This is a genomic window from Streptomyces sp. NPDC026246, from assembly GCF_055567995.1.
In genome coordinates this window covers 114,742-127,805 of record NZ_JBVHPJ010000004.1, presented here as the reverse complement: position 1 = coordinate 127,805, position 13,064 = coordinate 114,742, and the positions used below count along the sequence as shown (strand labels likewise).

Annotated in this window: 13 protein-coding genes and 1 pseudogene; 5 read left to right on the top strand and 9 right to left on the bottom strand. The window is 74.8% G+C overall.

Features of this window, described 5'->3' with window-relative positions:
- Nucleotides 1–42 precede the first annotated feature (42 nt).
- Entirely contained in the window at nucleotides 43–624 is a 582-nt protein-coding gene (locus tag ACZ4M5_RS12500) for an Rv1733c family protein (RefSeq protein WP_467735801.1), read from the top strand.
- A gap of 36 nt (nucleotides 625–660) precedes the next feature.
- Here ACZ4M5_RS12500 and ACZ4M5_RS12495 read toward each other — a convergent pair whose 3' ends face one another.
- The 8 genes from ACZ4M5_RS12495 to ACZ4M5_RS12460 form a co-directional block, all read right to left on the bottom strand.
- A complete protein-coding gene (locus ACZ4M5_RS12495) occupies nucleotides 661–1,908 on the bottom strand; it encodes a cation:proton antiporter (protein WP_467735799.1) in 1,248 nt (415 codons plus the stop codon).
- A gap of 6 nt (nucleotides 1,909–1,914) precedes the next feature.
- Complete coding sequence (locus tag ACZ4M5_RS12490) at nucleotides 1,915–2,400, bottom strand: cation:proton antiporter regulatory subunit (RefSeq protein WP_467735797.1); 486 nt, start codon at nucleotides 2,398–2,400, stop codon at nucleotides 1,915–1,917.
- Nucleotides 2,401–2,532: 132 nt separating this feature from the next.
- On the bottom strand, nucleotides 2,533–2,979 hold the full coding sequence (locus tag ACZ4M5_RS12485) for a hypothetical protein (RefSeq protein WP_467735795.1): 447 nt from the start codon (nucleotides 2,977–2,979) through the stop codon (nucleotides 2,533–2,535).
- A gap of 109 nt (nucleotides 2,980–3,088) precedes the next feature.
- Nucleotides 3,089–4,351: a hypothetical protein gene (locus tag ACZ4M5_RS12480; protein WP_467735793.1), complete on the bottom strand. Its 1,263-nt coding sequence runs from the start codon at nucleotides 4,349–4,351 to the stop codon at nucleotides 3,089–3,091.
- Nucleotides 4,348–5,625, bottom strand: a complete 1,278-nt coding sequence (locus ACZ4M5_RS12475) for a bifunctional glycosyltransferase family 2/GtrA family protein (RefSeq protein WP_467735791.1) — start codon at nucleotides 5,623–5,625, stop codon at nucleotides 4,348–4,350. Before ACZ4M5_RS12475 ends, ACZ4M5_RS12480 begins: the two co-directional genes overlap by 4 nt.
- A gap of 141 nt (nucleotides 5,626–5,766) precedes the next feature.
- Nucleotides 5,767–6,288 carry a cellulase gene (locus ACZ4M5_RS12470; protein WP_467735789.1) on the bottom strand — a complete coding sequence of 174 codons (522 nt, stop codon included), beginning with the start codon at nucleotides 6,286–6,288 and terminating at the stop codon, nucleotides 5,767–5,769.
- Between the two features lie 11 nt (nucleotides 6,289–6,299).
- A complete protein-coding gene (locus tag ACZ4M5_RS12465; protein WP_467735787.1) occupies nucleotides 6,300–6,806 on the bottom strand; it encodes a SigE family RNA polymerase sigma factor in 507 nt (168 codons plus the stop codon).
- Nucleotides 6,807–6,998: 192 nt separating this feature from the next.
- Nucleotides 6,999–7,364, bottom strand: a complete 366-nt coding sequence (locus tag ACZ4M5_RS12460) for a DUF6479 family protein (RefSeq protein WP_467735785.1) — start codon at nucleotides 7,362–7,364, stop codon at nucleotides 6,999–7,001.
- 95 nt (nucleotides 7,365–7,459) lie between these two features.
- On the opposite strand from ACZ4M5_RS12460, the gene ACZ4M5_RS12455 reads away from it, so the two are divergent.
- The 4 genes and pseudogenes from ACZ4M5_RS12455 to ACZ4M5_RS12440 all read left to right on the top strand — a co-directional run bounded on the left by ACZ4M5_RS12455 (nucleotide 7,460) and on the right by ACZ4M5_RS12440 (nucleotide 11,262).
- Complete coding sequence (locus ACZ4M5_RS12455) at nucleotides 7,460–7,834, top strand: four-helix bundle copper-binding protein (RefSeq protein ID WP_333930143.1); 375 nt, start codon at nucleotides 7,460–7,462, stop codon at nucleotides 7,832–7,834.
- Between the two features lie 116 nt (nucleotides 7,835–7,950).
- Nucleotides 7,951–9,399 (top strand): annotated as a pseudogene (locus ACZ4M5_RS12450) (serine/threonine-protein kinase); the annotation flags it as partial.
- Nucleotides 9,400–9,472: 73 nt separating this feature from the next.
- Nucleotides 9,473–11,050: a phytoene desaturase family protein gene (locus tag ACZ4M5_RS12445; RefSeq protein WP_467735783.1), complete on the top strand. Its 1,578-nt coding sequence runs from the start codon at nucleotides 9,473–9,475 to the stop codon at nucleotides 11,048–11,050.
- A 95-nt stretch (nucleotides 11,051–11,145) separates the two neighbouring features.
- Nucleotides 11,146–11,262 (top strand): DUF2795 domain-containing protein, encoded by a 117-nt coding sequence (locus ACZ4M5_RS12440; protein WP_467735781.1) that lies wholly within the window; start codon nucleotides 11,146–11,148, stop codon nucleotides 11,260–11,262.
- A 13-nt stretch (nucleotides 11,263–11,275) separates the two neighbouring features.
- Here ACZ4M5_RS12440 and ACZ4M5_RS12435 read toward each other — a convergent pair whose 3' ends face one another.
- A complete protein-coding gene (locus tag ACZ4M5_RS12435; RefSeq protein ID WP_467735779.1) occupies nucleotides 11,276–13,057 on the bottom strand; it encodes a serine hydrolase domain-containing protein in 1,782 nt (593 codons plus the stop codon).
- Nucleotides 13,058–13,064: the final 7 nt, after the last annotated feature.

Below are 13,064 nucleotides of genomic sequence, written 5' to 3'. Positions count from 1 at the left end.
CACTGGAAGGGTGCTGCCGGTGCTCACGAGGGGGTGTCGGCCATGGAGGCGTCCGAGCGCACGACCGCGCGGTGGTGGCGGTGGCGACACAACCCGCTCCGACGGCGCATCGACGTCGTCGAGGCCTGGGTCGTGCTCGCCGGCTGGCTGCTGGCCCTGCTGGGCGGCTCGCTCGCGGGACTGACGGCGTCGGCCGCCGTCGACCGGGCCGTCGAACGGCAGCGGGCGGAGAGCCACGAGGTACGGGCGGTCCTCGTGCAGGACGCACCGGGCCCGTCCGCGGCCCGCGGGTCGAGTGACAACCGCGTGTGGGGCAAGGTGCGCTGGACCGCGCCGGACGGATCCCGCCACCAGGAGCAGGCCCGCGTACCGCCCCGCGCCGAGACCGGTTCAGCGGTCGCCGTGTGGGTGAACCGGGCCGGCGACCTCACCGGACCGCCCGTGACCGGCGGCGAGGCGTGGCTGCACTCGACGATGGGCGGTGTGCTCGCGGGGGCCTTCGTGGGCGGCACGGTCCTCGGCACGCTGTGGCTGGCCCGCCTGGCCCTGGACCGGCGCCGCCTGGCGATGTGGGACGCGGAGTGGGAGCGCATCGACACCCGCCGGGGCTGGAAGACGGGCTGAACGCATCCGTCCCGCACCGTGGCCCGCTCGCTCGCGTCAGGCCCGCCCGACCGCGTCCCGCCCCTCGATCGTCTCGTGGTCGCCGGGGGGAGCCGGAGGTGTCCGCCCGGTCCGCCTCCCGCGATCCCGGCGGTCGGTCAGGCGGGTGGCCAGGGGCTCGGTCCAGCGCGCGGTCAGCGGACCGAGCAGGACCAGGATGAGCACGTACGCCGTGGCGAGCGGGCCGAGGGAGGGCTCGATGCCCGAGGTGACGGCGAGACCGGCGATGACTATGGAGAACTCCCCGCGGGCGACGAGCGTGCCGCCGGCCCGCCAGCGCCCCTTGCGCCCGACCCCGGCCCGGCGCGCGGCCCAGTAACCGGTGGCGATCTTCGTCGCCGTCGTGACCGCCGCCAGGGCGAGGGCCGGCAGCAGCACCGGCGGGATGCTGGCCGGGTCGGTGTGCAGACCGAAGAAGACGAAGAACACCGCGGCGAACAGGTCCCGCAACGGTGCGAGCAGGCTCGTCGCCCCCTCGGCCACCTCCCCGGACAGCGCGATGCCCACCAGGAAGGCGCCCACCGCGGCCGACACCTGCAGCTGCTGGGCCACCCCGGACACCACCAGCGTTACCCCCAGGACCACCAGCAGCAGTTTCTCGGGGTCGTCGCTGGAGACGAAGCGGGACACGTGACGGCCGAAGCGCACCGCCAGGACGAGCACCAGGGACGCCACCCCGAGGGCGATGGCGAGGGTCACGCCGCCGGCGGCCAGTCCCACCCCGGCCAGCAGGGCCGTGACGATGGGCAGGTAGACCGCCATGGAGAGGTCCTCCAGGACGAGGATGCTCAGGATGGCCGGTGTCTCGCGGTTGCCGAGCCGGCCGAGGTCCCCGAGGACCTTGGCGATGACGCCGGAGGACGACACCCAGGTGACCCCGGCCAGGACGACGGCGGCGACCGGGCCCCAGCCCAGCAGCAGGGCCAGCACGGCACCCGGCAGGGCGTTGAGGACCGCGTCGGCCAGCCCGGCCGCGTAGTGGGTGCGCAGGTTGGTGACGAGGTCGGCCGCCGTGTACTCCAGGCCCAGCATGAGCAGCAGCAGGATGACGCCGATCTCCGCGCCGATGGCCACGAAGTCCTCACTCGCGCCCAGCGGCAGCAGACCGCCCTTGCCGAAGGCCAGCCCGGCCAGCAGGTACAGCGGGATCGGTGAGAAGCGGAAGCGCCCGGCGATCCGGCCGAGCAGTCCGAGCCCGAGGATGAGGCACCCGAACTCGATGAGGAAGACCGCGGAGTCGTGCACGGCGGGTCACTCCCGCCCGAGGATCGCGGCGGCCGCCTCCACACCCTCGCGGGTGCCGATGACGATGAGGATGTCGCCGCCGGCCAGCCGGAAGTCCGGGGCGGGGGAGGGGACCGCGTCCGCTCTGCGCAGCACCGCCACGATGGAGGCGCCGGTGTCGGTGCGGATCCGGGACTCGCCCAGCAGCCGCCCGTTCCAGTGCGAGGAGCCGGGCAGTTCTATTCGTTCGGCGACGAGTCCGAGGTCGGTGGTGGAGAGCAGGTTGGGGGTGTGGTGCGCCGGCATCAGCGCGTCGATGAGGGTGGCCGCCTCGTCGGCCGTCAGCCGCACGGACAGGTCGCAGGCGTCCGGGTCGTCCTCCCGGTAGGCGCTGAGGGTGCGGTGGCCGTCGCGGTGGGCGACCACCGAGAGGCGGCGGCTGTCCCGGGTCGTCAGGTCGTAGCGGACGCCTATGCCCGGCAACGGCGTACTGCTGAGGCGTGGCGCGCTCATGGCTGTCCCCTTCGGGTCGGCGTGCGCGTCCCGGTCGGCTCGCCGGCGGGGGCCGTGCCCGGGAGGACGCCCGGATCCGGCCGGTGAGGTCATCCTAAGCGGAGGCGCCGGACCGCACCCGTCCTGCGCGTGCTATCGGGGGGCGTCCGGGCCGGGGGTGCCGGAGGGCAGGGGAGTGGCCGTGGAGAGCTCGGCGCCCACCTGCTGCACGGTGCCCTCCTCCCGCCCGCCGTCCGTGCCCGCGCCCGTGGACAGCTGCGACCAGGCCCCGAGGGCCAGGGCCACGGCGGCGGCGGTCGCCGCGAAGCGTCCGGCGCGCCGCATCCTCGCGCGGTGGTCCAGATCCCGCCAGGCCACGCGGACCCGCGGGTCGTCCGGCTGCCACAGTTCGCCCACGGACTGCGGCGGTTCGGGCCGCAGGCCCTGCGCCCGCTCCCGCGCGGAGGGCTCCCGCGGCGCGGTGGCCCGTATGGCCGATTCGCTGTCCCCGAGGAAGCTCAGCCACACCTTGTCGGTGAGCGCCGGAAGGCCGTCCGGCTCGCCGGACGTCCCCCGCCCACCCGTTCCTTCCGTGGTCACGTCACCTCATCCCCTCCGCGCCGCTCTGCCCGGTCGTGGCACGGCGCGTGATCAGTATGCCGCCAGGTCGCGCCGTTGCGCCCGCCCGCGCGCCCGCTGCCGCCCCACGTCACGGCACGCCCAGCTCGAACGGCACGTATCCCGCGTAGGAACCGGAGGCCAGGGCGGCGGTGCCGAGGACCGTGACCAGGGACGGCCAGCTCAGCCGGCGCATCGCGAGCGCCAGGGGGACGAACAGCGGGAAGAGCGGGAGCAGATAGCGCGAGACGTTCCCGAAGTACTGCTGGGTCGTCATCACCATCAGGTACGACAGCACCGTGTACACCACCAGCACGGCGGGCGGCCGCAGACGCAGCAGCAGGACCGTCAGCACCGGCACCATGAGGACCACGCACACACCGATGACGTCCTCGAAGGGCATCGCGAAGAGGTAGTCGAAGTGCCCGACGGGCACGGAGGTCAGTACGTCGAACGTGTGGACGCCCCCGTCGAACTTGTGGGCCCAGGCGCCGTCCTGGAGCTTCGCGTAGCCGTCGATGTCCCCCATGCGGTGGTTGACCCAGCCCAGGTAGCCGAGCAGGCCCAGCGGGGCGACGGCGAGCGCGGCCAGCGGACGGCGGACCCCGTCCTCGCGTCGCCGCAAGGAGAGCACCACGGCGACGGCGAGCGCGGCGATCAGCGCGGCGGCGGTGGGCCGGCACAGCCCGGCGGCGCAGGTCAGTACGCCGGCGCTGAGCCAGCGGCGGGTCACGACGGCGTGGCAGGCCCAGGCGGCCAGCGCCGTGTAGAGGGACTCCGAGTAGCCCGACCACTCGGTGCCCGATCCGGGCCAGACCGCCCACAGCCCGGCCGCGATCAGACCGGCCCGGTGCCCGCCCAACCGCCGCGTGACCGTGTGGATGCCGAGCGCCGCGGCGAAGGAGGCGATCACGGAGACGGTCATGCCGGCGCCGTACGGGCCGAGGCCGGTGACCTCCGACACCAGCCGCATCAGTGCCGGGTACAGCGGGAAGAACGCCGCCGAGTTCCCCTCCAGCGTGATCAGGCCCGTCGCGCCCGGGATCGGCTCCAGCGCGGGGTCGTAGCCGTGCAGGGCGATCTGCTGGTACCACCAGCCGTCCCAGCTGGCCAGGACGTCCCAGGCGTGCTCACCGCCGCCGAAGCGCGGGTGCTTCTCGCGGAAGTCCCCCGTGGAGTCCAGCAGATACAGGAAGACGGCGAAGCCGGCCAGCTTCAGCACGCCGTACGTCAGCAGCACGGGGCCGTGGCGGACCGCCGCGGCCCGCAGCCGTGAGCGGAACCCGCCCCGGGCGCCCGGGGCTTCGGGCGCCCCGCCGCCGGACGGCGGCCGGCTCAGCTCGACGGTGGTCATGAGGCCCCCGTCGTACGGCGGGCGGGCCGGGAGGGGAAGACCCAGGCCCGGAGGAGGAGGAAGCGCAGCAGGGTCGCGGCGAGGTTGGCGGCGATCAGCGTCACCACTTCGACGCGGTGGCCCGACCCGGGCGCGAGACGGTGCAGGACGGCCAGGGAGCCGCTGGTGAGGGCCAGTGCGACGACGAACGCCCCGAGGCCCTTGAGGTGGTGGCGCAGTGCGCCGCCGCGGCCCCGCACGCCGAAGGTGAGCCGCCGGTTCGCGGCCGTGTTGGCGATCGCGCTGACGAGCAGGGCGAGACCGTTGGCGGTCTGCGCGCCCGCCGCCGGCCGCAGGGCCGTGTACAGCAGCAGATGGCACAGGGTGCTGGCCAGGCCCACGGCGGCGAAGCGCACGGCCTGGCGTGCCAGGCCCGCCGGCAGCTCCCCGGCGAGGTCGCCGCCGCGCCGGCCGAGCGCGCTCAGCGGCAGCCGGCCGCAGGCCAGCGCCCGGCCGAGCCGGGCCATGCCCCGCAGGTCGGCCAGCGCCGTGGACACGATGTGCACCCGGCTGTCGGGATCGTCCACCCAGTCCACCGGCACCTCGTGGATCCGCAGCCCCGCCCGTTCGGCGATGACCAGCAGCTCGGTGTCGAAGAACCACTCGCGGTCCCGGACCAGCGGCAGCAGCCGCTCGGCGACGTCCCGGCGCACCGCCTTGAACCCGCACTGCGCGTCGGAGAAACCCACCGCGAGCGTGCCGCGCAGCAGGCCGTTGTAGCAGCGGGAGATGATCTCCCGTTTCGGCCCGCGCACCACGCGTGAGCCGCGCGCCAGCCGGGTGCCGATGGCGATGTCGGAATGCCCGGAGATGAGCGGCGCGACCAGCGGCAGCAGTGCGGCGAGGTCGGTGGACAGATCCACGTCGAGGTAGGCCAGCACCGGCGCACCCGACCGCGACCAGGCGGTGTGCAGCGCACGGCCGCGCCCCTTCTCCGCCAGCCGGATGCAGCGGGTGCCGGGCAGTTCGGCGGCCAGCCGCGCGGCGATACGGGGCGTGGCGTCGGTGCTGGCGTTGTCGGCGACGGTGATGCGGAACGGGTAGGGGAACGTCTCACCCAGGTGCGCGTGCAACCGCCGGACGCAGCGTTCCAGGTCGTTCTCCTCGTTGTGCACGGGCACGACCACGTCGAGCACCGGCTCGGGGTGGTGCGCGGGCAGGGGCGCCCGGCGCGGCAGCGCGGACGGCTCGGGTGTCGGGCGGGCGGCCGGGGCCGGCCGCCGTGCGGTTCTCATGGCGTCTCACGGTCGCTTTCTGGCGCGCGGCCACGGCGGGCGCGCCGGTTTCCGGGCAGGCCGAAGGCGCCCGTGGCGGGTGGCGGGTGGCGGGATGACGGTTGCGGGTGGCGTACCCGGCGGGACGGGCCGCGCGGGCGGCTACTCGACGGAGGACGAGGCGGAGGGCGGCCGCGACTCCAGGACGGACGGCGGGACGGTGCCGGGAGCCGAGGACGACGGCGTGGCGTCCGGCGGGCTCGACGCGGTGTCGCTCTCGGCGACCGTGGCGGGCGGGGTCGGATCGACCGGCATGGTCGTGCCGCCCTGCGGGGCGTCGCTGCCCGCCGTCGTCGCGGGGGCGGAGGACTCGGGCCGGGTCGGGGTGACGCTCGGGCTCGGCGCGCCGGTCGTGGGGGACGGCTCGACGGTGGGCGCCGGGCTGGTCGTGCGCTGCGGCCGGGGTTCGGCGGGCTGGGCCCGGCTGCCCAGCTGGGGCAGCAGGGCGAGTCCCACGCTGAGCCCGGCCACCGCGACGGCCGAACCGCCCGCCTTCCACAGCATCCTGGACCGGCGGCGGGCCCGGATGCCGGCGTGCAGCCGCCGCCGGTGCTCGGGCTCGTAGGGGGCGTGCTGCCGGGTGTCGCGCATCAGGCGTGACAGGTCCCGCTCGAAGTCGTCCATCTCCACTCCTCTCACCCCACGGGCCGGACGGTGTCGGACAGAAGCAGGCGGAGCCGGGCGACTCCGCGTGAGGCGTGGGACCGCGCGGTACCCACCGGGCAGCCCAGCGCCTGGGCGACCTGCGCCTCGGGCAGGTCCTCGTAGTAGCGCAGCACCACGGCGGCCCGCTGCTTCGGTGACAGCCGGGCCAGCGCCGCCTCCAGCCGCGAGCGCTCGGCGACGGCCGACGACATGTCGCCGGGGTCCGCCCGGTCGGGCAGCTGGTCCACCGGGCGCTCGCCCCACCAGCGGCGCCGGGCCGAGCGCGCCGCGAGCCGCACGAGCACCGTGCGCACATAGGCCTCCGGCGCCTGCTCGGCGACCTTCGGCCAGGCGAACCAGAGCTTCACCAAGGCCTCCTGCACCAAGTCCTCGGCCCGCTGCCGATCGCCCCCCGTGAGCAGACGCGCGACATGGAGCAGCGCCGACCAACGGGCGGCCGCGAACTCGTCGAAGCCGTCCGCCCGAACCTGCTCCATCCTCACCGTCCCGCGTCTCAGTGGCCCCCTACACCTGTGGAAAGACGCTGGGCCCCCCGCCGCGCTGCACTCTGCAGCTGTGATCCACGCCACGGTCGGCCGAAGGGTGCCGGGCATGCGAAAGGGCCCGTGCTCCAGGCACGGGCCCTTCGTCGGTTCCCGGACCGGACGAGGTCGCGGGAAGCGCGCGGCTCAGCGGGCTCCGGGGCCGCCGCTGCCGAAGCCTCCGCTGCTGCCCTCGTTCCAGCGCGGGCGCTCCTGCGTGGCGCTCGTCCGGTCGCTCTGCCGGCCGTTCGTCTTCAGCTCGTGCGGCGTCAGGCGCTCGTCGCTGCGCGGCATCTCGTCGGGCTCCCGGCGCTCCTGCGTCTCCCGGACCGGGCCGCCCTCGGGCAGGTGCGGCTGCTCCTCCGGGCGCGGTGTGGGCAGTTCCTTGCGCTTGCTGCGAAAGCCGAGGACGAAGGCCCCCAGCAGCAGGGCCACGACCACCACACCCGCCACAGCCAGCCCGATGCCGAGGGCTCCACGCCCCGCGGCCATCTCCATCCATGCGCTATTCATGTGACGCGGGTACCCCTGCTTCGCGTCGTGAACCAGGCTCACCCGGTGCCGCCGTCCCGGGTTTGACCGGCGCCGGGCGCGGCTACCCGCGCTGCGTGACTTCGACGACATCCCAGCAGGAGCTGTTCCGGTTCCTGGAGGACCGGTTCGCCTGCGCGCAGGCGTGCACCGAGTGTGCGCGGGCCTGCGCGCTGCGCGCGAGCCTCGTGGATCCCGACGGCACCGAGAACCAGGAACTCGTACGGCGCAAGGGCATCATGTGCGCGGAGGTCTGCGACGCGACCTGCCGCGTGCTGTCCGAGCAGAACCAGGTGGACGAGAACACCATCCGGGTCCAGGTGGAGTGGTGCCGGACCGTGTGCCTGGAGGCCGCGCACGTCTTCGACCGGCAGCCGGGCGCCGAGGACTCGGCGGCGGCCTGCCGCGCCTGCGCGCGTGCCTGCACGGAGTTCCTCGCCACGCTCGACTGACCGGCGGCGCGGCCGGCGCGCTCCCCGGACCGCCCCGTACACACGCGGACGGTGGGCCGCCATACTGATGGGGCCAGGGGGCGGGCGAACGGCTACCGGGGGGAGCGTCGCGCGACATGGGGGAGAACAGGCTCATCCAGGGCCGGTACCGGCAGTTGGAGCTGATCGGGCGCGGCGGCACGGGCGAGGTGTGGCGGGCGCGCGACGAGTCGCTGGGCCGGCACGTCGCGGTCAAGTGCCTGAAGCCGCTGGGCGCCAACCACGACCACACCTTCACCCGCGTCGTGCGGGAGCGGTTCCGCCGCGAGGCCCGGGTGGCCGCCGCGTTGCAGCACCGGGGCATCACCGTGGTGCACGACTTCGGGGAGTCCGAGGGCGTCCTGTACCTGGTGATGGAGCTGCTGGACGGCCGCAACCTCAGCGAGCTGCTCGCGGAGCACCGGCACCACCCGCTGCCGGTCGCCGACATCGTGGAGATCGCCGAACAGGTCGCCTCCGCTCTGGCGTACTGCCACGAACAGGCCATCGTGCACCGGGATCTGAAGCCCGCCAACATCGTGCGGCTCGGCGACGGCACGGTGAAGATCTGCGACTTCGGCATCGCCCGCCTCGGCCACGACATCGGCTTCACCTCCCGGCTGACCGGCACCGGCATCACCATGGGCACCCCGCTCTACATGTCCCCCGAGCAGATCGGCGGCACCGACGTCGACCAGCGCAGCGACCTCTACTCGTTCGGCTGCGTGCTGTACGAACTCGCCACCGGCGTGCCGCCGTTCGACCTCGAGGACGCCTGGGCGATCCTCGTCGGCCACCGCGACACCCCGCCCCGTCCGCCCCGCGAACTCCGGCCCGGAATACCGGTGTTCCTTGAGCGGGTGATCCTGGACCTCCTGGCGAAGGATCCCGAGGACAGACCGGGCGACGCACGGGAACTGGCGTGGCGGATCACCGCCCACCGCGCCGCCCCGGTCCCCGCGTCCGGTGCCGGCGCACCCCTTCCCGCTCCCGGCGGGCCGGCGCCGGCGGGCCGGGTGCCGTCCTGGGCCCAGGGCATGACCAGCGGACGCAGGGCGGCCGGCGCCGTGCCGCGCACCCCGCAGCCCGATCCGGCGGCCGCCCTGTCCGACGACTGGATCGCCCGCCCCGCCACCGGCCCTGGCGACCCGGACCCCGAGAAGCGGCCCACCCCGTCCCCGGGAGCCCTGACCGCCTTGGCCACCCGGCACGAGGCGGGCCTGAGCCTGGGCCGGCTCGGCCGCTGGGAGGAGGCCGAGGAGGTGCACCGGGCCGTCGCCGCCGAACGCGAGCACCTCCTCGGCCCGGACCACCCCGACACCCTGCTCAGCCACCGCGAGGCGGCCGTGGGCCTGGGCCGGCTGGGCCGCTGGGCGGACGCGCTCACCGCCTACCGGCGTGTGGCCGCCGCCCGGGAGAGCGTCCTCGGCCCGGACCACCCCGACACCCTGGACGCCCGCAGGGACGAGGCGCACTGCCTGGAGCGACTGGGCCGCGCCGAGGAGGCGGCCGGGCTGTACCGCAGGGTGGCGGCCCTGCGGGACCAGCGGACGCCGGCCGGTCAGTGACCGGTCCGGCGGCCGTCTGGCCGACGGCGATCACCCCGTGTTACGAAGAACCATGACCGCACCCGAGGCACCCCGTGTCCACCGGACCTACGACGCCGTCATCGTCGGCGGCGGCCACAACGGCCTGGTCGCCGCCGCCTACCTGGCCCGGGCGGGCCACTCCGTGCTGGTCCTCGAACGGCTGGACCACACCGGCGGGGCGGCGGTGTCCACCCGGCCCTTCGCCGGGGTCGACGCCCGGCTGTCCCGGTACTCCTACCTGGTCAGCCTGCTGCCCCGGAAGATCGTCCGGGATCTCGGCCTGGACTTCCGGGTCCGCACCCGCACGGTCTCCTCGTACACGCCGGCCGCACGCGACGGCAGGGCCACCGGCCTCCTGGTCGGCGGTGGTGAGCGGCGCACCCGGGAGGCCTTCGCCCGGCTCACCGGCTCCGACCGGGAGTACCGCTCCTGGCAGGAGTTCTACGGCATGACCGGCCGCGCGGCGCGGCGCATCTTCCCGACCCTGACCGAGCCGCTGCCCACCCGCGAGGAACTGCGCCGCGTCCTCGACGACGACCGGGCCTGGCGGACGCTGTTCGAGGAGCCCGTCGGCGTCGCCGTCGAGGAGCACTTCACGGACGACCTGGTGCGCGGGGTGGTCCTGACCGACGCCCTCATCGGCACCTTCGCCGACGCCCACGACCCGTCCCTGAAGCAGAACCGCTGCTTCCTGTACCACGTGATCGGCGGCGGGACCGGCGACTGGGACGTGCCCGTCGGCGGCATGGGCGCACTCACCGACGCCCTCGCGGACGCCGCCCGCGCCGCCGGCGCCGTCCTCGCCACCGGTCACGAGGCGCTGAGCATCGCCACGGACGGCCGCACGGCCGAGGTCGCCTACCGCACGGCCGACGGCGAGGGCACCGTCGCCGCCCGGCACGTCCTGGTCAACGCCTCCCCCCAGGCCCTCGCCGAACTCACCGGCGACACGCCCCCGGAGCCCGCGGAGGGCGCACAGTTCAAGGTCAACATGCTCCTCGAACGCCTGCCGCGGCTGCGCGACACCTCCGTCGACCCGCGTGAGGCGTTCGCCGGGACCTTCCACATCGCCGAGGGCTACGAGCAGCTGGCCACCGCGCACGCCCAGGCGGCGGCCGGCGAGCTGCCCGCCGCTCCGCCCTCCGAGATCTACTGCCACTCGCTCACCGACCCGACCATCCTCGGCCCCGCTCTCGCCGAGCGCGGCTGCCAGACGCTCACCCTCTTCGGCCTGCACACCCCGGCCCGGTTGTTCGCGGGGGACAACGACGCGGTACGCGAGGAGCTGCTGTCGTCGACCCTCGCCCAGCTCGACGCCCACCTCGCCGAACCCCTCGCGGACTGCCTGGCCACCGACGCCGACGGCCGGCCCTGCATCGAGGCCCGCACACCCCTCGACCTGGAACGCGACCTGGGCCTGCCCGGCGGGAACATCTTCCACCGCGAACTGAGCTGGCCCTTCGCCCAGGACGGCACGGGCCGCTGGGGCGTCGAGACCCGGCACGCCAACGTGCTGCTGTGCGGGGCGGGCGCGGTGCGCGGCGGCGGCGTCAGCGGGGTGCCGGGGCACAACGCGGCGATGGCGGTCCTCGAAACGCGGACGGGATGAATCGCCCCGCCCGCCCCGGGGCACTCCGGCAAAACGCAAGAAAACGGAGTGTCCGGCCGTATCGGCCGGTCGCACCACTCCATGGGAGACCCCTGGTGGACCGCGCCCGCAGCAACCACGCCGACGACAAGGTCGTCAGCACCCTCGACGGCCTGAAGGAGGACCGTTTCGACGGCCCCAACGAGGTGCAGAAGGCCGTCTTCCACCAGTGACCGGACAGCCGTGTCAGTCGGCCGAGGGCGCCCAGCCCACCGCTTCGACGCGTGCCGTGTCCGCCGGACGCGCCTCGTCGAACAGGACGCCGTCGGCCGACTCCACCCGCTGCCCGTCCACGTAGCAGCCGCGTCCCACGTAGAGCCGGTCCGTCGTGTACCGCCAGCGCAGGACGAGGCCGCGGGCGGCGGGCAGGTCGGCGGTCATCCGGTGCCAGACCCGGCCCGAGAAGCCCGTGACCGTGCCCGCCGGGTGCGGTCGCTGCTCCTCGCCCGGGCGCGAGGTGGTGAACGGCACCGGCTGCCAGCCGGCACCGCCGTCGGTGGACGCCTCCAGCGCCAGCACGTCGGCCGCCGGCTCCGTGTCCCACCACAGCGCGCAGCGCAGCCGCGCCCGGCCGCGCGACGTGTCGAGCGCGGGCAGCGTGAGCGTCGCCGTCGCGGAGACCGCCGTACCGGAGAACCAGGCCGTCCGGCCCCGGGCGGGCCGGACCGGCACCGCCCGGGCCAGATGATTCGCGGCGGCCACCCGCGGAGCGGATCCCGAACGCCAACTGCGCACCGGGTGCACGGAGTTGCCGAGCACCACCAGGAACGAGTCCGTCGTCGGATCGAGCACCAGCGAGGTGCCCGTGAAACCGGTGTGCCCGGCGGTGCGCGGGGTGGCCATCGCGCCCATGTACCAGTGCTGGTAGAGCTCGAAGCCGAGGCCGTGCTCGTCACCGGGGAACGCGGTGTTGAAGTCGGTGAACATCAGCTCCACCGACTCCGGCGACAGGATCCGACGGCGCCCGTACACACCGCCGTTGAGCAGGGTCCGGCCGAGCACCGCGAGGTCCCACGCGTCGGAGAACACACCCGCGTGACCCGCGACCCCGCCCAGCGCGTAGGCGTTCTCGTCGTGCACCTCTCCCCACACCAGACCCCGGTCGAGCCCCGACCAGGGCTTGCGGGCGTCCTCGGTGGCCGCGATCCGCGGCCGCCACGAGGCGGGCGGGTTGTAGCGCGTGCGGCGCAGCCCGAGCGGCGCGGTGACCTCCTCGCGCAGCAGGGTGTCCAGGGAGCGGCCCGTGATCCGCTCCAGCACCAGTTGCAGCGAGATGAGGTTCAGGTCCGAGTAGAGGTACGCCGTGCCCGGTGCGGAGACCGGCGCCTCGTTCCAGACGAGTTCCAGTCTCGCCTCGGGCGTCGGGGCGCTGTACAGCGGGATCCACGCGCGGAACCCCGAGGTGTGCGTCAGCAACTGCCGGATGGTGATGTCCTGTTTGCCCGCCCGCCCGAAGTCCGGCAGGTACGAGGCGACCTTCGCCTCCAGCCCCAAGGCGCCCCGCTCGATCTGCTGCACGGCCAGGATCGAGGTGAACAGCTTCGACACCGACGCCAGGTCGAAGACGGTGTCCTCGGCCATGGGGATCTGCTCGCCGGGCGGGAACTCCACGCCCGTGTCGGTCTTCTCGTCGTAGGCCCGGTAGCGCACCGCCATGCCGATGGGCCGGTGCAGGGCGACCGTGCCGCCGCGCCCCGCGAGCAGCACGGCACCGGAGTACCAGGGGTGCACGGGGGAGGGGCCGAGGAACGCCTCGGCGTCGGTGACGAGCCGGCGCAGATGGGAGGGGAGCAGCCCCGCGCGTGCGGCCGAGCCGTGCCGCAGGGTGGGGCGCCGGTCCCGCGCCGCGGGTGCGGCCGCCGCCGGCCCGGCGGGCAGGGGAGCCAGGGCGAGGGCCCCGCCCAGGGCCAGTCCCGCCCGGGCCAGTTGACGCCGGGTCGGTCCGCCGCTTGCCGCTTCGTGGGTCACCGCGCAT